Origin of the sequence: Novosphingobium aquimarinum (assembly GCF_009746585.1) — a bacterium.
Taxonomy (GTDB): domain Bacteria; phylum Pseudomonadota; class Alphaproteobacteria; order Sphingomonadales; family Sphingomonadaceae; genus Novosphingobium; species Novosphingobium aquimarinum.
On record NZ_WRPO01000002.1, the window covers coordinates 94,123 to 114,083 of the forward strand.

The window sequence follows — 19,961 nt, forward strand, 5'->3', positions numbered from 1 at the left end:
GCGGCGGCTGAACAGCGCGCCGCCGTATGCACTGGCCTTTCGCTATCCGCGGCTCAGCGTATTGCCGCCGTCCACCGCGATACACTGACCGTTGATCCAGTACCCATCCTGCGACGCCAGAAGCGCGACCATGGCCGCGATATCCTCGGGCTCGCCAAGCCGGGGGGACCGCCCCAACTCGAGCACTTCAGCCTGAAAATCGGTGGGCATCGAGTTCCGCTTTTCGGGCGTGATCACTAGGCCCGGCAATACCGCGTTGGCACGCAGGCCCTCGCGACCCCACCGCGAGGCGGTATGGCGAACGAGGGCATTGATGCCGCTTTTGGCGATCGCGTAACAGGGCCGCGTCGCCTCTCCGACGATCGAGGCGGTCGATGACGTATAGATCATCGCCCCGCCGCCACCTTCAAGCAAGCGCGGGACGGCGTGGCGCGTGATGCGAATCATGCCTTTCAGGTTCACGTCGAGCGTGCGCTCGATCACTTCGTCGCTGACGCTCACCGCATCGGAGTCCTCGAAGATGATTTGCAGATCGGCGAAATTGGCGTGCACCGCATCGATGCTACCGAGATGCGCCGCGCCCTGTTCGATCAGCGCAGCGATCGAAGCCTCGTCCGTCGCGTCGAAGTCCGCGCCGTAGGCCTCGCCGCCGGAATCCCTGATTTCATCGACCAGACTATCGATCAGGGCTCGCTCACCGGCGGGCGAACCGACAAGCACCCGGGCTCCCTCGCCTGCCAACCGCAAGGCCGTGGCGCGGCCGATGCCCGTGCTCGCTCCCGCCACGACAGCCCCCTTGCCGGCCAGACGCCGACTTCCAGCCCAATGCGGCTGCGCACTCTCACTCATAATCCACGCCCTCCATGACTGCGCGAGTCGCAATCCCTTCTTGCGAACGTTCTGCCTGCGCGCATTATATAGTCAATAGATCTACGCAGATCATCGTTGCGCGCTGGAGAGAGCTCCGCTACCGCGCAATGAACGGAGAGGATATTATGGGACGGCTTACGGACAAGGTCGCGATCATCACGGGTGGCGCGCGGGGCATGGGGGCGGCGACGTCTCGTTTGTTCGCGCAAGAAGGCGCGACCGTCATGGTTGCCGATGTCCTGGAGGATGAGGGACGCGCTCTTGCCCAGGACCTTGGTGGCAACGCACGCTTCGTCCGCCTCGATGTCAGCAACGAGGCGGACTGGGTCTCCCTCGTGAAAGACACCGTCGCCGAGTTCGGGCGGATCGATGCTCTGGTCGCCAATGCCGGCGTGCTGAGCTTCGGTGAGCTGGTCTTCGCCGAAGCGGACGAGTTCGACCGGGTTTACGGCATCAATGTGAAAGGCGTGTTCTTCGGGATCAAGCACGTCGGCGGCGCCATGCGGTCGGCCGGGCGCGGCGCGATCGTCAATATCGCGTCGATCGACGGGTTTCGCGGGGCCAACGCACTAGGCCTCTATTCCTCGTCGAAATGGGCCGTGCGCGGCATGACCAAGACCGCCGCGCTCGAATTGGGGCCCCACGGCGTGCGGGTGAACTCCGTCCACCCCGGCGGCGTCAACACGCCGATGGTCAATGGCGGCGACAGATCGATCGAAGAACTGAATTACGCCCACCGCCGTGTGCCGCTCCAGCGGATCGGCGCGCCCGAGGAGATTGCCGCCGCCAGCCTGTTCCTTTGCTCGGACGAAGCATCCTACATCAGCGCGGCGGAACTGGGCGTCGATGGCGGCTGGGCCGCCGGTTACTACCACGACAATCTGCCCGGCGCGCCCGCTTCGCTGACAGGGGAATGACTCAAGCGCGCGCTTGCGAACGTCAAAAGCGAAGGGAGTACCGATGGCCGAAGTCCTGACCCAGGAGCACGTGGGCGCCGCACGTTCGCTCGGGCATGTCGCGCTCCATTACAACGCGCCGCATGAAGGACCGTTGGCAGCTCGCCTGCTGGCGATGTTCGGATTTAACGAAACGCAAAAGCTGCTGCTCGAGAACGGTACCACCTTCTACCGGTTCGTGGTCGACGATCGGCATCACGCGCGCGGGGACGGAATCCTCTATCTTTCCGCTCTGCCGGATGCCCAGCGCAAGCTGCTCGAAGCCACCGGAGCGGCACTCAAGGTCGGCACGGCGGAGGAACATCCCGCCGTCGCCGAATTGCGTCACCAGTACGACCAGGATCCGGAGTACGGCTTTCATGTCGGCTTTCTGGTCGAAAGCCTCGAGGAACTGGAAACGCGGTTTCAGGCCCTTGAGGAAGCCAATCGCAGCGATCCCGACCTGAAGGGCCGCTTGCGCATCACGTACAATCGCGCGCGCAAAGGCGATGCCGATGTCGATGCCAGGCTCGATGCCTCCCCGATCTACGGCGATGTCGATCGCTATGCCTATGGCCGCAACGGGGTTCAGGCTTTCGTTGAGACCGACATCTTTTCGAGCGGTCCGCTCGGTCAGTCGATGTTCTTCGAATTCGACTACGTCTTTCCCGATAAGGCGAGCCATGTCCTGTCCGTCGTGGAGCAAGACTAGGCGGACCCAATTCCCCCACCTGGAGTAACGAATGTCCATTGAAGAGGAAAAGTTCAGCGGCGGTGTCGCCGTCGTCACTGGCGCCGGCGCGGGCATCGGCATGGGGTTTGCCCGCCGCCTCGCCGCCGTGGGGATGACTGTGGTCGTCACGGACGTGTCGGGCGAACGCGCGGAGAAGGTGGCGGCGGAAATTCGCGACAGCGGCGGCAAGGCCGAAGCGATGGTCGTCGATGTATCGCAGCCCGCCGAGCTCGACCGTCTGGCGAAGACCGTTTTCGAGAAGCATGGCGCCGTTCGCGTGCTGGTGAACAACGCCGGGATCGAGACGATCGGATACACCTGGGAAATTCCCGTCGAGCGCTGGGAAGCGACGCTCAACATCAATATCCATGGAATTGTGCATGGCTGCCGCGCCTTCGTGCCCTACATGCTGAAGCAGGGCGGCGAAGCCTGGATCGCCAATCTCGCCTCGATCGGGTCCTTTGGCACGATGCCGACGCAGACGTCCTACATCATGTCCAAGCATGCGGTGCAGGCGTTCAGCGAGTGTCTCTATCTCGAGATGGAGCTGGCCGAAGCCCCGATCCACGTCTGCTCCGTCATTCCCGGCATGCTGAAGACCAGCATCTTCGACGTCGATGCCGGCAAGGGCGAGCCCGAGGGATCGGATCGTCACCGCAAGGCCATGCGCGACATGATGCAGGCATACGGCATGGACCTCGACGAAGGCTGTGCCGAATTCGTGCGAAAGATGGCCGAAAACCGCTTCTGGGTGGATTCGCAGCCCGATATGACGCGCGAGGCGGTCGAACGGCGTATCCAATATATGCAGAACCAGGAGCGTCCGGAACTCGCCGAGCAAGCGCGCGCGCTGCTGTGAAATTAGCGGACTGAGCATGCCCGGGCGCGTTCAGGGCAAAGTGGCCTTCGTCACGGGCGGCGCGAGCGGCCTTGGCGAGGCCATGGTGCGCATGCTGGCGAAGGAAGGCGCGCGCGTCGTGGTCGCGGACATTGACGCGGGCCGTGGGGCGGGCCTCGTCGAAGAGCTGAACCAGGCCGCCCCAAACCGCGCGCATTTCATCAAACTCGATGTCGCGGACGAGGCGGCATGGGATCGGGCAATGGCCGAGACGATCGATTGGGCAGGCAAGCTCAACGTGCTGGTCAACAACGCGGGCGTTGCCATCAGCGGCGATATGGCCATGTCCTTCGAGGATTGGCGCAAGACCTTGTCGATCAATCTCGACGGCACGTTCCTCGGCACTCGAGCGGCAATCCGTACGATCGCGCTGAACGGTGAACCTGGCTCGATCATCAATATCTCATCGACCATGGGCATGACGGCCGAGCCCACGACCGCCGCCTACAGTGCCAGCAAGGGCGGTGTTCGCAATCTGACCAAGGCGGCCGCCGTGCATTGCGCCACGCACAAGCTGCCGATCCGAGTGAACTCGATCCATCCTGGCATGTGCATCACGCCCCTGGTCCGCGCCTACCTCGACGAGCATCCCGAAGCGCTCGATCCCCAGATCGCGGCGCACCCGATCGGCCACCTGGGCGAACCCGACGATGTGGCCTATGGCGTGCTCTACCTCGCTTCGGACGAGGCCAAGTTCGTCATGGGGGCAGAACTCGTCATCGACGGCGGGTACCTGATCTGAAGAGGCCGGCCGCCTCGCGCCATGCGAAGCGGCCATGCCGGAAAGTTTACAGCTTCACCACGCGAACCTCGGGCACGGGGAATTCCTCGGCCTCGAACCAACGCCACAGCCCGGTCCCCTGGCGATGGCCAGCGAGATCGATCCAGTTGCCATAGCCCGGATCCTTGTCCGCGCAGACCAGCAGTATGCGTCCGTCGTCCTCGTACTTGGCTTGCGCGCTGTTGATCCAGACCTTCTGATGCACGTGATCGAGCGATTCCATCCACCAGTTGTCGATCTGGAAATTCCACATGCGGCACTTTGGCGGCATCACTTCCAATTCGAGCGCTTCGCCGGGCTGAAGCTCGAAGTAGATGTGCCCGTACCAGATTTTCGGATCGCCACCGGCGCGCAAGTAGACCGACTGATCCTTGCCGAGGTAGATGCTGTTCGGCTCTTCCTTGAACCATTCGGACCAGTTCGCGAACGTGTTCGCCGTACCCTTGACCCAGGCGGCGCTCCCCATCAGCTGCTCTTCGATCTGTTTGGGCGTCAGCAGTTCAGGGACGGCGGGTCCGCCCAGACACTCCACCTGCATCAGGGCCGGGGTCTGGGTCGCCTTGTCCTCGAAAGTCTGCCGTATGATGAGCAAGGTCGTGTCTTCGGCCATCGGCAGCCAGTTGCGACCGGGCTGCTCATTGCGGCTGACGATGATTTCGAAGCTGCCATCGTCCTCCAGCTTCACATCGTCGAATTCGATCTCGCCAGTCGACGCCATCGTGCCGTCAATCGCATAGCGGTTCGCCTTGCTGCCGATGCTCAGATAGGGAACGGTCCCGCGCGTGCCCCAGATGCGATAGTCGCGATCGCCGCGAACGACGATCTGCTGGTAGAGATTATCCGGGTTGTCCGCGCCGATCTTGATCTTGTCATCGCACAGCAGGAAAATGCGCGGGAAATCGGGGTCGGACGAATCAACCAGCATGTTGAGCGCGGTGCGCGTCAGGCGGCTGAGATAGCGCAGCCCCTCCGCCTGATCGAGCGGCGTCGCGGGTGCTTGCTCGCGAAGCAGGATGTCGCCGGATTCGGCCAGGCGCTCGCAGAATTCGCGCCAAACGGACGCGAGGCGGACTTCGTCGCCATCGGTCCGAGACGCCGTTTTCGGTGCAACCGAAGTATCGTTCATGGCATTTCTCCTTCCCGAAGGAGATTTCATTTTCGGCGCCCGGCTTCAATCGGAGCGCTGGCCTTTGTGCGCGTTTGGCGACATTATGCGGCGCAGGAGAGCATGACGATGACCCTGACCCAATGGCGTGTCCTGGGCGAGAAAGAGGTGGGCGGCGTATGGGCCGCTGTCGCCGAGCATCCCCCGGCCGAGACGATCGAGCGCACGCACATCGATTCGAACACGACACTGGGTCTTTGGCTGTCGTCGCAGCCCAACGGCTCGCAGGGCCGATTCCTGTCCGCGCAGTGGTCCGGCGGTCATGCGCGCATGGGGCGCATCGTCGTTGTGCCCGGCAACGTTCCCTTGCACGTAAAAGCCAGCGCAACGCCTGCCCGGCGCATGCTGCATTGTCGTTTGCCCGCGCACGTGAGCTTGCCGCGCCCGCACGAAGCCGGCGTGTTCGAGCAGTGCCTGAACTGGTCCAGTCCCGTGATCGCCAGAAGCCTTTCGCGTCTGGCTCGCGAAGTGATGGCACCGGGTTTCGCCGATGTCGCGATGATCGAGGGCCTTGGACTGCAGATTGCCGCAGAACTGGCGAAGGGCTTCGCCAAGCCCGGCAGCGGACACAAGGGCGGCCTCGCTCCATGGCAATTGCGCCGCATCGACGACTATATCCTGTCCGGTCATTGGGATTGCAGCGTCAGCGAACTGGCCGCGCTTTGCGGCATCAGCGCCGGCCATGTGATGCGCGCGTTCCGCCAAAGCAGCGCGCTCTCGCTCGCAACCCATATCGCCGTGTTGCGGATGGAGCGGGCGCGCGAATTGCTCGAAGACGAAAGTCATGCGGTGGCGGAGGTTGCGGCCCACTTGCGATTTGCGACGCCGTCCTCCTTCTGCGCAGCATTCCGACGCGCGACCGGCGAGACACCAAGGGCTTACCGGCACCGGATACGTCGGAATGCATCGCAGCACGGCGAGTAAACTACGCATCTTGTGATCCACGGACGCAATTTTTGCTTTGCCTGTGCACTGCGCAGCCATAGACCTCTGGCCAAAGACCTGCCGCCGGATGTCCGAGCGGCATCATGGGAGACGAGAGCGTGGCGCAAAGGGTTGTACTGTTAACCGGATCGGGCTCGGGCATCGGCAAGGCGACGGCCCAGAGGTTGCGCGACAAGGGGCTGCGCGTCATCGGCGTCGACCTTCGCGACGCGGATATCATCGCCGATCTCGGCACCGCGGACGGCCGTGCGCACATGATCGAGGAAGCCTCGAAAATGGCGCCGGACGGGCTCGATGGCGTGCTCGCCGGGGCCGGCATTTCCGTATTCGACCGGCCGCGCCAGACGATCGCGATCAACTACTTCGGCGCGCTGGCAACGCTGCAAGGGCTGCGTCCGCTGCTCGCCAAACGTCCTAGTTCCCGCGCGGTCGCGATTTGCTCCACCTCCGTGCTGCTCCCGACCGAAGAAGGGGTTATCGCAGAGTGTCTGGCGGGCAGCGAAGAGCAGGCCTGCGCACTGATGGAGGAACGGCCGCAAACCGCCTACATGACCAGCAAGCGCGCGCTTGGCCTCTGGTTGCGCCGCGCCGCCGTCTCCAAGGAATGGGGCGGTTCGGGCATTCTGCTGAACGCGATCGCGCCGGGCGTGGTGAAAACGCCGATGACGGCACCGCTGTTCGACATGCCCGAAATGCAGGAGGCGCTGAAGCAGTCCAATCCGATGGCCGTCGAAGGCTATGCCGAGCCGGAAGAAATGGCCGAAATGGTCGACTTCCTGCTGAACTTCGAAGGCCACTATCTGGTTGGACAGGTCATTTACAACGATGGCGGTACCGATGCGATCATGCGGCCGGACCTCATTTGAACGACCGACCGATAATGAGAACAATGGGGGAGGGGAAGCATGACTGAAGGCGTTCTTGCGGGACGAGCCGCGCTGATAACGGGCGGCGCCGATGGCATTGGCCGAGGCATCGCGGCGCGCTTTGCCCAAGCCGGTGGCTCGGTGCTGCTTACGGACTTCGATGAGGAGAAGGGCCGCGACACCACCGAAGCGTTGAAGGCCGAAGGTGGGTCGATCGACTTTCTGCGGTGCGACGTCACGGACAAGCAGCAAGTAACGGATGCCGTAGCGGCCTGTGTCGAGCGCTTCGGTTCGATCGATATCCTGGTGAACAATGCCTATAGCGGCAGCGGCCTCGCGCGCATCGAAGACAAGACCGATGCCGTCTTCGACTATGGCATGAGGATCTGCCTCTATGCCGCGAAATGGTCGATGGAAGCGGCCATGCCGCACATGCGCGAACGCGGCTGGGGGCGGATCGTCAACATCGCCTCGCTGAACGGAGTCAACGCGCATATGGGTTCCGCCGAGTACAACGTCGGCAAGGAGGCGCTGCGCAGCTACACCCGCACGGCGGCGAGGGAATGCGCGCGGCACGGCATTTGCGCGAACATCATCTGCCCCGCCGCCATCTCCGCGGCATACCGCGCCTTCGCGGCAGCGCAGCCAGAAATGGCCGCCGCGACGGCAAGCGCCAACCCGATGGGCCGCATGGGCGATCCCGAACAGGATATCGGCGGCGTCGCGCTATTCCTCGCGAGCGAGGATGCGCGCTACATGACCGGCAACACGCTTTTCGTCGACGGAGGGTCGCATATCAACGGAGCGGCTTGGACACCCGACCTCGACGCCCTGTAAAAAGTCATAAGTCGTTGCGGCCCGCTTATTGGGCTTGTGCCCTGCCAAGCAGGGTATGGGCCGGGGCTTCGACACGGCGCACGCGCACGACTTGCGACTGGGCGAGCTGATCCGGGACGTTCCCGCTTAGGTCAGGTGTCCACAGGACGGCATCGGCGGGAAAAGCCGGCGTTTGCCAACTCTGGACGAAGTCGACAGACACCCCGGAAGTTCGTTCCGCCATTTCGCTCGCCCATCCCAGGACCTTGTCCCGCATATCCATGCTGTCTTCTGCGCCATAGCGGATCAAAACGGCGTACCGCTCCTCATGCGCATCCGCCAGCGCGCCGGCGGATAGGACATGCTCGTCAGAGCCCCCCGGCGCGATCCGCGAGCGGTCCATGAAGCGCTCTTCATCCGCGCGCATGATCTCGCCCACCGGACCGTCCATCAAGGCGGCGGTGGCGGCGATATCGTCCGCCCAGAATTCCGAAATCGTGTCGAAGCCAATATCGGGCGCATCGAGCAGGTGGTTGCGTACATAGCGCGTAAAGGGGAAATGCCGCACTCCAAGCGGGGCGTGGCGCTCTTCGTAATAGCGCTGAAACGCCTCCCGATCGGAATCCGGCCGATGCACCAGGGCGCAGATGCTTTTGGTCACGCCAAACTCTCCTTTCGTTATTGGCGCCAGTCAGACATCAGAGCGTCGGCGGCGCTGTAAGGGTCGATGCGCCGCGCGGTGACATCATCCAGGATGGACGCCGCCCGATCACCACGCATGATCTCCGCGACCAACTGCGCGCGCAGTAATGTCAGCACTTGCTCGCGCTCGCGCCGACCGGAACGCCGTTCGAAACCATCGCTGGCTTTCAGGAAGGTGCGGTGCGCTTCAATTGCGTCGACGATCGCCCCACCACCCTCGTCGCGGTTCGCCACCGCGCGCAGCAAGGGCGCGGACCATGCATCCTCCGGTCGCGATTGTTCGCGCAGATGCAGCATAAGTTCAAATTGCCGCAAAGTGGCCTCGAAGCCCTCGCGGTCCGCCTTGTTGACCACGAACACCTCGCCCGCTTCCATGAGGCCAGCCTTCACTGCCTGCACCTCATCGCCCAGGCCCGGCACGCCGACGATGACGGTCGTATGCGCGAGGTTCACGACGTCGATCTCGTCCTGTCCCACGCCCACGGTCTCGATCAGGATCGTGTCGTAACCCATAGCATCGAGCACGAGCGCGGCATCGTGGGTCGACCGGGACAGGCCACCCGCCTGGCCGCGCGTCCCGATCGATCGGATGAACACGTTCGGATCCAGGGTGTGGCGCGCCATGCGGACGCGGTCGCCCAGGATCGCGCCGCCGGTGAACGGACTCGAAGGGTCGATCGCGATCACGCCGACGCGCCGCTCACGCTTGCGCAGCTCGGCCACCAGCATATCGGTAAGCGTGGACTTGCCCGCACCCGGCGGCCCCGTGATCCCGACCACGTGCGCACGGCCCGTTGCTGCAAAAATGCTGCGCAGCACGGCGGCTCCGCGCGAGTCGCCATCGTCTAGCCAGCGGATCGCGCGCGCGCCTGCCGCGACCTTGCCCGCGAGCACCGCATGACCGAACTCGGTGACGTCCATCATTTATGGGACTTCGGCCGCTTGCCGCTCGGCCCACCAGGCCTTCAGATACGTGACGATGTCGCGGGTATCGGCCCCCATGGTAAAAATCTTACCCACTCCGGCCTCCAGCAGCATGGGCTGATCTTCCTGCGGGATCACGCCGCCCGCGAGCAACAACTTGTCCTCGGCGCCCGCTTCGCGCAGCAATCGGGCGAGCTTTGGCAAATGGCGGGTATGGCCCGCCGACAAGGTCGAGATGCCGACAACGTCGACGTCCTCCTGAATAGCCGCGGCGCAGACCATTTCGGGCGTCTGTTTGAGGCCGGTAAAAATCACCTCCATGCCCGCTTCGCGCAAAGCGTGGGCGATGATCGTGACGCCGACGGTATGCGTATCCATGCCGAGCTTGGCGAGCAGGACCCGAAGCGGGCGCTGCGGCAAATCATCCAGCATTGTTCACACCCCCGCCAGCTGGCTGTCGGGCGCATGGACACCGAAGACGTCGCGCATGGCATTGCAGATTTCGCCATGGGTCGCATAGACTTTCACCGCCTCGAGGCAGACCGCCACCAAATTGTCATCCCCGCGCGCTGCCGCCCGCACCTTTTCGAGCGCGGCATCGACCGCGCCTTGATCGCGGCGAGCCCGCAAATCACGCAACTTTGCGATTTGTTCTTCTTCCATGCTGTCATCGAGCCGGAAGATCTCGATCTCGCGCTTCTCCTCGGGCAGGACCAAGTGGTTCACGCCGACCCATTTGCGGCGCCCTTCCTCGATGTCCTTGTTGCGCTCGTACTGCTCGCGGCCGAGCGCGCGCTGGAAATAGCCGCTCTCGATCGCCTTGGTCGCGCCGCCCATGGCGAAGATCTTGTCCATCTCGGCGAAGGCGGCGTCTTCCATCTGCTTGGTCAGCGTCTCGACGTAGTACGAGCCAGCGAGCGGATCGATGGTTTCGGCCACACCCGTCTCGTGCGCGACGAGGTGCTGGATGGCGGCGCCCACCCGGATCGCTTCCTCGGCGGGCAGCGAGTGGGCCTCGTCATGCAGCGGCGTCGTCATGTTCTCGCCCGCGCCGCCGAGCGCGCAGGCGGTGGCCATGATGCCAAGGCGCGCGATATTGTTGAGCGGCTGCTGCAAGGTGAGCGCAATCGTGGTGGGTGACGTCATCATGCGGATCTTGAGCGCTTCGGGCCGGCTCGCGCCGTAGCGTTCCTTCATCAGCCGCGCCCAGCACTTGCGAAAGGCGCGCAGCTTGCAGATGCCTTCGAAGAAATCCATGTCGACGTTGACGACGAAGTGATTGAGGTAAGGCGCGATGGTGTCGATATCGAACCCGCGTTCCAGCGTGGCGTCTATATAGGCGCAGCAAATCGCCAGGCTGAAAGCGATCTCCTGCACCGGGTTCGCCTTGGCCGGCTGCAACTGTGCGGAGATGATCGACAGCGGCGCCCAGTTCGGGTGATTGCGGATGATGTATTCGATCGCGTCCGTGGCGATGCGCAGGCCATGCTCGGGCGGATAGATGTAGCGGCCCACGCACGTATATTCGATCAGAATGCCGTTGACGATGTGCAGCACGAATTCCGACGGATCGACGCCCTTCTTCTCCAGCGCCGCGATGATCATCGCGAGATTGACGGGCTGGGGCGCGTTGCACACGCTCATCAGATACTGCAGCTTGTCGAAGGGCAAATCGAAGGCGTTCTCGAGATCCTCCAGACTGTCGAGCGCCATGCCCGCGCGCCCGACCTCGCCTTCGACGATGGGATCGTCGCTGTCGTAGCCATTGGTCGTGGCGAGATCGTATTCGAGGATCAGGCCGGACAGCCCCTGATCGAGCATGTAGCGTGCGCGCTTCGCCCAGGCCTCACCTTTCCCGAAACCGGTGACCTGGGTCATCGTCCAGTACTGCGAGCGATGCCCGTTTGGCCTGGTCGAGCGCGTGTATGGGTATTCTCCAGGAAACCCGAGATCGGCGGCGTAATCGAAGCCCACCGCATCCAGATCGGCGGGCGTATAGAGCGCTTTTATCGGCCACTTCAGGGCCTGCGTGGTGAATGTGTCCCGCCGTTCCGGGTTCGCCGCTACGAAAGGAGCGCGCGTTTCCGCCTCCCAGCGCGACGTTTCGGCAGCGATGTTGTCGTTGGCGGAGACCAGGCCGCGGATATGCTCATTCATGTTTCAGGCTCCACGATTTTCGGTTGCGCCACGTCCCACAGCTTGCGGGCGTTCTCGGGATCCAGCGATGCGGCCGCGACGCCCCAACCGACCGGCATTCCCGGGGTCCAGGTTGCAGCGATCGCGCAATCTTCGATGTAAAGGCCGCCAAGTCCGTCCAAGTCCTTGGCAACGGCGGCCCAAATGGGGCTGGCGGCCCCTTGCGCGATGGACTTCATCTCGCCTTGCGGAAGGCTGCCATCGGCATTCACCCAGCCGAGCCTTACGGCATCCTCGAAGGTGACGTGTCGGCCAAGATTGGTTTGCACACCGCCTGGTGTCACGGCATTCATCGTCACGCCCGCTGCGGCGTAGCGCCGGCTAAATTCGACCGCGAGCAGGTTCGCGCACAGCTTCGCATGCCCGTAGGCTTCGAACTTGTCGTAGGCGCGATGCCGATAATCGAGATCATCCAGCCGCAATTCGGCAAGCTGATGCGAGCCCGAAGACACGATCACCACGCGTGCCGGCGCTGCCGCCATCAGGTTGGGCAGCAGCAATTCCGACAGGAGGAAGGGCGCGTAGTAATTCACCGCCATCTGGCTTTCGAACCCGTCATCGGTCCGCGTGAGCGGCGGCGCCATCAGTCCGGCGTTGTTGATCAGCAGGTCGAGCGGCGCGTCTCCCCAGCGTTCCGCGAACCGGCGTACGCTTTGGAGCGAAAGCAGATCGATCGCCTCGACAGCCACCGTACTGCCTGTGTCCACGCTAATTGCCTCCGCAACCCGTTTGCCCGCATCGCCATCGCGCACGGCCAGGGTTACGCGCGCGCCAGCACCAGCCAGCGTGCGGGCAATCTCCACGCCGATACCGGACGAGGCGCCGGTGACGATTGCGGTCTTGCCCGTCAGATCGTGACCGCTGATGATTTCCGCCGCCGTCGATGCGGCGTCCGCCGATGCGGACAAGGCAGCTTGCGGCATGCCGTCTCCTGATCGTTGTGTTTTGGAGAGCATACGCTTTGGTATCCGAAGGCCAAAGCGACGGTTACTGCCGCCCGCACAATTGCGCACGATCGCGAATATCGGCGCATGATCGGACAAGTTTACCGCTGCCTTCCCGATTTTCATACGGTACATCGCGGGTATGAATGAGACGACAAAACCCGTTCCAATCATCGAAGCGCAGGGCAATCCGCGATTGGTCCGCGCTTCGCTGGAGTTACCGGGCGTGGCCGTCGAACTTTGCGGGTTTCCCGAAGTCGCGCCCGAGACGGTGACGGTCGTCGAGAAAAGCAGCGTTCTGACCTTGGGCCTGACACCCTTGCTGAAAGAGTCGGAGGGCCGTTTTGGCGCCGCCCCCGTACGATTCGCGCGGTTCGGATCCTTGAGCTTTCGGCCGGCGGGCGTGCCCTCTGAAATGCGCTTCGGGGGCGGCGCGTTTGAGACGATCCGCTGCCGGTTCGACCCCAATTCGCTACCGCATGGCTTGCGTGCCGAGTCGCTCAGTCCGGGACAGCTGGCCGCCTGCTTCGACATTGGCGTGCAGTCGATCGAGGACGCGATGCTGCGGTTGGCGCATGAAGTCGCCAGCCCCCGCGCGGACAGCCGCGCGCTCGCCAGCCTGGTAATCAAGACGCTCTGCATCGATCTGGCGCGCTACTTGTCGGCGGCGGAGAAATTGGCCACGCGGCGCTCGGGCGGCCTGACTCCACGACAGATGCGGCGAGTGCTCGAGCGGATCGACCAACCCGGACGCCCACCCTCGATCGACGAACTGGCGCGCTTATGCGAGCTCAGTCGTTTTCATTTCATGCGGACCTTCCGCGCGGGCACGGGTCTCAGTCCCGGCGTATTCCTGCAGCGTGCACGCATGACGCGGGCGAAAGCGATGCTGGCCCAAGGCGATCATTCGCTGGCGGGCATCGCCGAAGTCTTGGGATTCAGCTCGGCCGCGGCCTTTTCCACCGCGTTTCGCCGTGTCGTCGGCCGTCCCCCTGGCGCGTTTCGAACGGACCTGCGGACTTGACCATCGCTTAGCGAATGACCGCCGGGTGCGGCTCGCGCGGGTCGCCCAGCATCGCGCGATGCGAGGGGGGCTGGCGTCCTTCGGCCTCGGTGATCCCGTATTTCTCCGCCATCTCGGCGCTGATCACCGTCTTGCCGTTCAAGTCGCGCAAGGCGGGATCATCATACATCGCCAGGATCACCCGGCCATTGAACTCGGGCGTTTCGGCTTGCGCCATCAGGCCTTCGTACTGCTCGGGATGTTCTTCCAGCGTGCGCCGGCTGCGTTCGGTCAGAAGCGGCCCCATCCACATCGAGATCGCGGCAACGCCGGGCGCAACCTCGCGAAAGTCGACCGCCATGTCGGCGGCGAATTTGTCGACTCCCGCCTTCTGCGCGCCATAGGCCGGTCCGTGCATGTAGCACACGGAGCCGAACGACGAGGTGAAGACGATCAGCCCCTTCTCCTGCTTCGCCAGCATCGGCGCGGCATGCCAGGACGCCAGATAATGGGAGCGCAGACCGACATCGAGAATGCCCGCCAGATCCGGCGACTTCGCCCAGAAAGGCCCAGGGGCCACGAGATCGTCGTGAATGTCGGCGACATTGTTGACCAGCAGGTCGAGCCGGCCGCACTCTGTCTCGACTCGTGCGAACAGCTCGGCAATCTCGCTGTCGACACCATGGTCGACCTGGACGGCGATGCCTTCACCGCCCGCTTGCGTCACGGCTTCGGCCGCCGAAGCGATCGTGCCCGGAAGCGGCGCCGTTCCTTCCTTCAGCGTGCGGCCGGTGACGTAGACCCGCCAGCCCGCTTCCCCGAGCGCGATCGCGATACCTCGTCCCGCCCCCCGGCTCGCGCCGGTTACGACGGCGACCTTGCGCTCGGTGGTCATACTCCAAATCCTCCTGAAACCGATATGCGTTGGCCGGTCACGTAAGCCGCCTCGTTCGACGCGAAGAACACGCAGGCGTGACCGATTTCCTGCGGCGTCCCCCAACGCTTGATGCACAGCAGGCGATGGGTGTTGTCGACCCATCGCTCATCGATTTGTCCGCGTGCGGTCAATTCGTGCAGTTGCCCCGCATCGATCACGCCGACGAGGACGGAATTGGCGCGAATGCCGTAGCGCCCTTCCTCCTTGGCGATGCCCCGGACCACTTGTTCGTTCGCGGCCTTCACTGCCACGGACATGCCATCGCGCGCCGGCCACCAGTCATGCCCCGCCGAACCAAGCGTCACGAAGCTGCCGCCTCCCATGTTGCGCATGTGCGGAACGACTGCTTGAACGACCTGGAAAAAGCCATGCACTTCCACGTCGAAGGCATGGCGCCATTCATCCATCGGCGTGGAGGCAAGGTAGCGTTGGTTGACCAGCGGCCCGGCCGCCCAGACTACGGTATGGATGCGGCCGTGCTCGGCGATCGCCTCCGCGACCATACGCCGGACATCGTCGCCATTCGCAACGTCGCCGCCATGCATGGATGCGCGAAGTCCGACCGAGTCGGCATGCGCCACGATTTCACCAGCGCGCTCCCGGTTGCTGTGGAACCCGACCGCAACGTCGCTTCCCGCATCCAGAAAGGCTGCGGAAATTCCGCGACCGATCCCGCCACTGCCGCCGAACACCAGCGCGCAGCCGTTCGCAAAACTGACCAAACCTTAGCCCCCTGATTAGCGAGGCGTTTAGGCGGCCTGGCTTCCGGGGCGCGTATCGTGTGTCACCACCAGCCCGTTCGACCGCTGGCGGATCGTTGGCGCCTGGTCGCGCGGATTATAGAACTGGCGATACCAGGTCCGCACCTTGCCGTAGGGCCCGTCGTTCGGAATCGCGAGCGGATTGAGGCACGCGCGCTTGTTCTGCCAGATCTCCACGTCCTGCGCGAAAGCGGCGCGGCTCGCTTCCTGATAGGCGGCCGCAAGCTCCCGCTCGCCATCGGTGATGGGCTTGCTGCCATCGTTCACGTTGACCATCAGCGCATGCCAGGCGCGGGTGATGCCATCGTCGATCGGCGTGTTCGCGATCATGATGAACGAATCGTACTCACCCGCCATTTCCGACTGAAGGAAGCCCGGCCCTTCGTACCAGGTATCCAGCACCAGCTGATCGCCTTCCGACGCGGTCAGCGTACGGTGACCGGCGCTGTAATACTGGTGGACGATGTGATCGGTGAATTCGTTGGCGAAGTACGTGAAGTCCTTCGCTCCATGGATCGGCACGAAGTGGCCGAAGTCCGCCATATTGTCGACGATCTCGATGCCATGGCAATTGAGATCGCCCATGTAGTCGATCTTCCATTCGACCCATCCGGGTTCGCCATAGTGGTTGCCGAAATCCGGCAGGTCCCATTCCGGCTCCAACCCTTCGGGATCGTGCCACATCCAGATGATGCCAGCGCGCTCGATCACCGGAAAGGTCTTGAGCGCGGCCGCCTTGGGCACGAATTTCGAATAGGGCACTTCGTTGCAGGCCCCATCGGGACCGAAGCGCCAGCCGTGGAACGGGCAGCGAATGGATTCGCCTTGCACCTGTTCGTTGTCGCGCACGATGTAGGACGTGGTGTTCTTCGCCAGATGCGCGCCCATGTGGGGGCAATAGGCCTCGACCACGTAGGCCGTGCCGCTTTCACCGCGGTACGCCACCAGATCCTGCCCGAAGTAGCGCATTGGCGTGGGCGTGGAGGTTACCTCGCCCGCGCCCGCGATCATGAACCAGCCACGGGGGAACTGGAATTCACCGAGGCCATAATCTTTGCTTGTCGCCATCACTCAATCCCTTGGTCGACGCCGGTCACGCCGGCGGTCCGTTGTTTCCCACATAGCAGCCCTTCCCTCGCAATGCGAGATTTTAGACGACTTTCTTGACGCACACACAGGGTGTGCAACAATGCACGGCGATGAATTGGGACGATCTTCGCGTCTTTATCACCGCAGTTCGCGCCGGGTCCTACACCGCTGCCGGGCCGCGCCTGAACATGAACCGAACCACCGTCGGTCGACGCATTAATGCCTTGGAAGCGGCGCTCGGCCTATCGCTTTTCCGCGAGACTCCCTTCGGTCCCGAACCGACACACGCCGGCCAGATGCTGCTGGCCGCCGCAGAACGGATGGAAGCGGAAGTCGCCGCCGTATCCCGGCAATTCGGCGTCGTCCCGGTTGATACCGCGCCCATCCGCATCGCCGGCAGCGTTGGAATAGCGGCGGAATTCATGCCGGAAATCGTCGCCTTCTGCGCGAACTCGAGCGACATCACTCTGGAACTGACAGGCGCGATCGATCCGATCGAAGCCGTAACCTACCGCCGGGCCGACCTTGCCGTCGCCCTGGTGCGCGCCCCACCGAGACGGCTTGCCGGCGTGCACGTGGCGAGCGTGTCACAAGCCCTCTACGCCCGGCGCGGCGGGGGCAGCCGGCAGCCGCTTGGCTGGGGTTCGGAAGTGGAGCTTGCTCTGCCAAGGCACTGGACCGCCGCCAATCTGCCAGACGATCAGCCAGCAAGCCGATTCAATTCCTGGACCGAGCTTCGCCAGGCCGTCCGCGATGGCCTTGGGACCGCCTGGCTCTGGTGTTTCGCCGCCGATCCTGACGAGGCCCTGGAACGGATCGCGCCTCCCGACACCCGTTACGATACCGCGCTATGGCTGTTGTACCGCGCCGGCGCGCCGCAGACCGCGCAGGCCGCGCTGCTGACGCGGTCGCTGGCCGACGCGATGGGGAGGCGGATCGCCGGCGCTCAGACCGGGTGATCGTTCAGGCCGTGTGGTCCAGAACCGCGCGCGTCACCTTCCCCGAATGCAAGGCCGCGATCGCGTCCTCAAATTCGGCCAATGGCCAGACTTGCGTCACTTGCGCGGCGAGATCGATCTTGTGAGCCTGTGCCAGGGCGATCAGTTCCGGATAGTCCGTTTCGGGCCGCGCGCCGCCATTCAGCGTGGCGACGATCTCCTTGCCCATCGTCACGCCATTCAGATCGAACGACGCGCGCGCGCCCACCCCGCTTTGGCCGATGAGCACCACCCGGCCACCGCGCTTGGTACCGACGATCGCGGCTTCGGCGGCAACCGCCGCGCCGCTGCATTCGATCGCGACATCGATCGGCGCGAAGGCGGATTGCAGGGCGTCGGCAAGGGCCCGCGCATCCATCCCCCGCTCCGCCGTCAGGAACCGCGTCGCACCGGCGTCCATCGCCACTTGCGCCTTGGCGGGGTTGAGGTCGACGGCAAGCACTTGGGCGCCGGTCAGCGCCGCGCTGGTGATGGCATTCACGCCGATCCCGCCAACGCCGATCACCACTACCCGATCGCCCTGGCCGACTTTCCCGAGATTGCGCGCCGCGCCATGCCCGGTCGATACCGCGCAGCCGATCAGCGCCGCCTGTTCGGCGGGAAGGTCGCCCGTTTTGTACAGCTGGCTCGCCTTGACCACGATTTCGCCGGCGAACGATGACACATTCGAAAAGGAATACGTGGGGCGGCCGTTCCAGGTGAAGGGTTGCCCGGCGGTCATGCCCCAGGTCGTATCACAGTTCGCGGGCGAACCGCGCTCGCACTCGCGGCACTTGCCGCAAGGAGTCTGGGTACCGACCATCACCCGGTCGCCCACCGCGAAGCCTTCCACGCCGTCGCCAAGTTCGGCGACTTCGCCCGCGGCTTCATGGCCCAGCACGACCGGTGTGCGGATCATCCCGCCTTCGACCATGTTGAGATCGCTATGGCAGATACCCGAGCGCAGCACCCTGACCCTGACCTCGCCAGCGCCGGGGTCACGCACTGAAAGCGCGTCCGTCAGTTGCAATCGTTCGCCATCGAACACGATTCCCCGCATCAGCCTCTCCTTTGCGCCAGCCGTTCCAATTGCCACGAGGGATCCTCGCGGTTCGCGCGGCCATGGGCGGCATCGGCACCGATCCGCGCGAAGTTTTCTTCATCGACCTGCTTTATCTCGCCGTAATCGAAAACGAGCGAGCGATGGCTGAATTTCCACCGGCCATCGCGCCGGGAGTAGCGATCGAGATAGCGCCCATGGACGATATATTCCCGCCTCTCGGGCGGGTGAGTCCGGTGATAGGCCACGACGTGATGCTCGCCTTCGGCTTCATCGCCGTCGATCGCGAAGAGGCTGTTGGAGAGGCTGTGCACGGTCAGCTCCCACGGCGCCATCGCTTCGGGAAGCCACGCGACGAACGCATCGGGCCCGCCGCGAAACATCGCGCCGTGATCGTCGATCGCATCGTCATGATACAAAGAGCGGACGAGCGCGAAGTCGCGACGGTCGCAGCCCCTGCAATACAGCGCGACAAGGTCCGCCAGCATGATCCGGTCCAGCCATTCCTGCATCGATCCTCTCCTTCAGGACGGTGCTAAAGATCGCTACTCTTTTACGCAATCGGCTTTCCGCTTGTCGCTTTGGCCGAATAATGCCACGAAAGATGACACTGGTCCTGCGCAAAGATAGGAAATTGCCGTGGAGAAGATCATCTATGCGCTTTGGCGCAAGCACGGCGAAAGCCGGGAGACGTTCAACCAGCGCCTGAAGGACGAGACGGCGCCCGGCCTGCTGGATTTGCCGAACGTGCACGGCTTGCGGATCAATCTGCAAGACGATGCCGTCGCGCGCGCCGAGCCGCTTCGTCAGCACGGCACCGACCCGCAGATGGACGCCGCTCTGCAGGTCTGGGTCGATGTTTCGCATGACGAATTCCGCAAGCCGCTGGACGAGATGCTCGCCGCCGCGACGGGCCGCATTGCGGCGTGGGTCGTACTGGAATCGTGTGTGATCCCCAATACGCTGCATCCTTCGCAACCCGGGGGGCGCACGTATGGCTGGTCGCAGTTCTGCTTCATCAAGCGGCCCGATCGCTTCTCGTTCGATCAGTGGCGTTACAACTGGCAAGTGCTGCACACGCCCGTCGCGATCGAGACGCAATCCAATTTCGAATACGTGCAGAACCTGGTGGTGCGCCCGCTGATCGAAGGGCCTCATCCTTATGCGGCGATCGTGGAAGAGTGCTTTCCGACCGAAGCGATGGACGATCCGCAGACGTTCTTCGATGCGGCGGGCGACGAAGCGAAATTCCAGCGCAACGCGCAGGAAATGGCCGATAGCTGCGCCCGTTTCGTCGAGATGCCGGGCGGGATCGACGTGCTGCCGACCAGCCAATACGATTTTCGCAAGCTCGCCTGA

Annotated in this window: 22 protein-coding genes; 10 read left to right on the forward strand and 12 right to left on the reverse strand. The window is 63.7% G+C overall.

All coding sequences use genetic code 11. The features are described 5' to 3' along the window. Positions 1–42 precede the first annotated feature (42 nt). Positions 43–849: an SDR family NAD(P)-dependent oxidoreductase gene (locus GQO94_RS02495; protein WP_156839574.1), complete on the reverse strand. Its 807-nt coding sequence runs from the start codon at positions 847–849 to the stop codon at positions 43–45. A 146-nt stretch (positions 850–995) separates the two neighbouring features. On the opposite strand from GQO94_RS02495, the gene GQO94_RS02500 reads away from it, so the two are divergent. The 4 genes from GQO94_RS02500 to GQO94_RS02515 are packed head-to-tail and all read left to right on the forward strand — an operon-like array spanning position 996 to position 4,178. Then, complete coding sequence (locus tag GQO94_RS02500) at positions 996–1,787, forward strand: SDR family NAD(P)-dependent oxidoreductase (RefSeq protein ID WP_156839575.1); 792 nt, start codon at positions 996–998, stop codon at positions 1,785–1,787. Between the two features lie 43 nt (positions 1,788–1,830). Further along, positions 1,831–2,517 (forward strand): hypothetical protein, encoded by a 687-nt coding sequence (locus GQO94_RS02505; RefSeq protein WP_156839576.1) that lies wholly within the window; start codon positions 1,831–1,833, stop codon positions 2,515–2,517. A 31-nt stretch (positions 2,518–2,548) separates the two neighbouring features. Next, the gene (locus GQO94_RS02510) at positions 2,549–3,397 is read left to right on the forward strand and encodes an SDR family NAD(P)-dependent oxidoreductase (RefSeq protein WP_156839577.1); all 849 of its coding nucleotides are present in this window, start codon (positions 2,549–2,551) and stop codon (positions 3,395–3,397) included. 16 nt (positions 3,398–3,413) lie between these two features. After that, complete coding sequence (locus GQO94_RS02515) at positions 3,414–4,178, forward strand: glucose 1-dehydrogenase (RefSeq protein WP_156839578.1); 765 nt, start codon at positions 3,414–3,416, stop codon at positions 4,176–4,178. A gap of 46 nt (positions 4,179–4,224) precedes the next feature. On the opposite strand, the gene GQO94_RS02520 is transcribed toward GQO94_RS02515, so the two are convergent. After that, entirely contained in the window at positions 4,225–5,343 is a 1,119-nt protein-coding gene (locus GQO94_RS02520; protein WP_156839579.1) for a DUF1214 domain-containing protein, read from the reverse strand. 108 nt (positions 5,344–5,451) lie between these two features. Here GQO94_RS02520 and GQO94_RS02525 point away from each other — a divergent pair, with 108 nt between their 5' ends. The 3 genes from GQO94_RS02525 (at position 5,452) to GQO94_RS02535 (ending at position 8,030) form a co-directional block, all read left to right on the forward strand. Further along, on the forward strand, positions 5,452–6,306 hold the full coding sequence (locus GQO94_RS02525; RefSeq protein ID WP_198045768.1) for a helix-turn-helix transcriptional regulator: 855 nt from the start codon (positions 5,452–5,454) through the stop codon (positions 6,304–6,306). Between the two features lie 119 nt (positions 6,307–6,425). Continuing rightward, positions 6,426–7,193: an SDR family oxidoreductase gene (locus tag GQO94_RS02530; RefSeq protein ID WP_198045769.1), complete on the forward strand. Its 768-nt coding sequence runs from the start codon at positions 6,426–6,428 to the stop codon at positions 7,191–7,193. Positions 7,194–7,232: 39 nt separating this feature from the next. After that, positions 7,233–8,030: an SDR family NAD(P)-dependent oxidoreductase gene (locus GQO94_RS02535; RefSeq protein ID WP_156839582.1), complete on the forward strand. Its 798-nt coding sequence runs from the start codon at positions 7,233–7,235 to the stop codon at positions 8,028–8,030. Positions 8,031–8,055: 25 nt separating this feature from the next. Here GQO94_RS02535 and GQO94_RS02540 read toward each other — a convergent pair whose 3' ends face one another. From GQO94_RS02540 to GQO94_RS02560, 5 genes are read right to left on the reverse strand one after another with little or no spacing between them, the layout of a single operon-like run. Beyond that, positions 8,056–8,670 carry an EthD domain-containing protein gene (locus tag GQO94_RS02540; protein WP_156839583.1) on the reverse strand — a complete coding sequence of 205 codons (615 nt, stop codon included), beginning with the start codon at positions 8,668–8,670 and terminating at the stop codon, positions 8,056–8,058. Positions 8,671–8,687: 17 nt separating this feature from the next. Continuing rightward, complete coding sequence (gene meaB / locus GQO94_RS02545; RefSeq protein WP_198045770.1) at positions 8,688–9,635, reverse strand: methylmalonyl Co-A mutase-associated GTPase MeaB; 948 nt, start codon at positions 9,633–9,635, stop codon at positions 8,688–8,690. Continuing rightward, positions 9,636–10,067 (reverse strand): cobalamin B12-binding domain-containing protein, encoded by a 432-nt coding sequence (locus GQO94_RS02550; protein WP_156839584.1) that lies wholly within the window; start codon positions 10,065–10,067, stop codon positions 9,636–9,638. A 3-nt stretch (positions 10,068–10,070) separates the two neighbouring features. Then, the gene (locus GQO94_RS02555; protein ID WP_156839585.1) at positions 10,071–11,792 is read right to left on the reverse strand and encodes a methylmalonyl-CoA mutase family protein; all 1,722 of its coding nucleotides are present in this window, start codon (positions 11,790–11,792) and stop codon (positions 10,071–10,073) included. Further along, positions 11,789–12,754, reverse strand: coding sequence for an SDR family NAD(P)-dependent oxidoreductase (locus tag GQO94_RS02560; protein WP_156839586.1), 966 nt, complete (start codon positions 12,752–12,754; stop codon positions 11,789–11,791). Before GQO94_RS02560 ends, GQO94_RS02555 begins: the two co-directional genes overlap by 4 nt. 247 nt (positions 12,755–13,001) lie before the next feature. On the opposite strand from GQO94_RS02560, the gene GQO94_RS02565 reads away from it, so the two are divergent. Beyond that, positions 13,002–13,799: a helix-turn-helix domain-containing protein gene (locus GQO94_RS02565; protein ID WP_198045771.1), complete on the forward strand. Its 798-nt coding sequence runs from the start codon at positions 13,002–13,004 to the stop codon at positions 13,797–13,799. 7 nt (positions 13,800–13,806) lie between these two features. On the opposite strand, the gene GQO94_RS02570 is transcribed toward GQO94_RS02565, so the two are convergent. From GQO94_RS02570 to GQO94_RS02580, 3 genes are read right to left on the reverse strand one after another with little or no spacing between them, the layout of a single operon-like run. After that, positions 13,807–14,673: an SDR family NAD(P)-dependent oxidoreductase gene (locus tag GQO94_RS02570; RefSeq protein ID WP_156839588.1), complete on the reverse strand. Its 867-nt coding sequence runs from the start codon at positions 14,671–14,673 to the stop codon at positions 13,807–13,809. Then, the gene (locus GQO94_RS02575; protein ID WP_156839589.1) at positions 14,670–15,437 is read right to left on the reverse strand and encodes an SDR family NAD(P)-dependent oxidoreductase; all 768 of its coding nucleotides are present in this window, start codon (positions 15,435–15,437) and stop codon (positions 14,670–14,672) included. The genes GQO94_RS02570 and GQO94_RS02575 overlap by 4 nt, the downstream gene beginning before the upstream one ends. Before the next feature lie 27 nt (positions 15,438–15,464). Further along, the gene (locus GQO94_RS02580; protein WP_156839590.1) at positions 15,465–16,544 is read right to left on the reverse strand and encodes a Rieske 2Fe-2S domain-containing protein; all 1,080 of its coding nucleotides are present in this window, start codon (positions 16,542–16,544) and stop codon (positions 15,465–15,467) included. Positions 16,545–16,675: 131 nt separating this feature from the next. Between GQO94_RS02580 and GQO94_RS02585 the strand changes: the two genes are divergently transcribed. Further along, the gene (locus tag GQO94_RS02585; protein WP_156839591.1) at positions 16,676–17,524 is read left to right on the forward strand and encodes a LysR family transcriptional regulator; all 849 of its coding nucleotides are present in this window, start codon (positions 16,676–16,678) and stop codon (positions 17,522–17,524) included. Between the two features lie 4 nt (positions 17,525–17,528). Here GQO94_RS02585 and GQO94_RS02590 read toward each other — a convergent pair whose 3' ends face one another. Both GQO94_RS02590 and GQO94_RS02595 read right to left on the reverse strand, forming a co-directional pair. After that, positions 17,529–18,602, reverse strand: coding sequence for an alcohol dehydrogenase catalytic domain-containing protein (locus tag GQO94_RS02590; RefSeq protein ID WP_156839592.1), 1,074 nt, complete (start codon positions 18,600–18,602; stop codon positions 17,529–17,531). After that, a complete protein-coding gene (locus tag GQO94_RS02595; protein ID WP_156839593.1) occupies positions 18,602–19,114 on the reverse strand; it encodes a nuclear transport factor 2 family protein in 513 nt (170 codons plus the stop codon). The genes GQO94_RS02590 and GQO94_RS02595 overlap by 1 nt, the downstream gene beginning before the upstream one ends. A gap of 127 nt (positions 19,115–19,241) precedes the next feature. On the opposite strand from GQO94_RS02595, the gene GQO94_RS02600 reads away from it, so the two are divergent. Continuing rightward, positions 19,242–19,961 (forward strand): EthD domain-containing protein, encoded by a 720-nt coding sequence (locus tag GQO94_RS02600; protein ID WP_156839594.1) that lies wholly within the window; start codon positions 19,242–19,244, stop codon positions 19,959–19,961.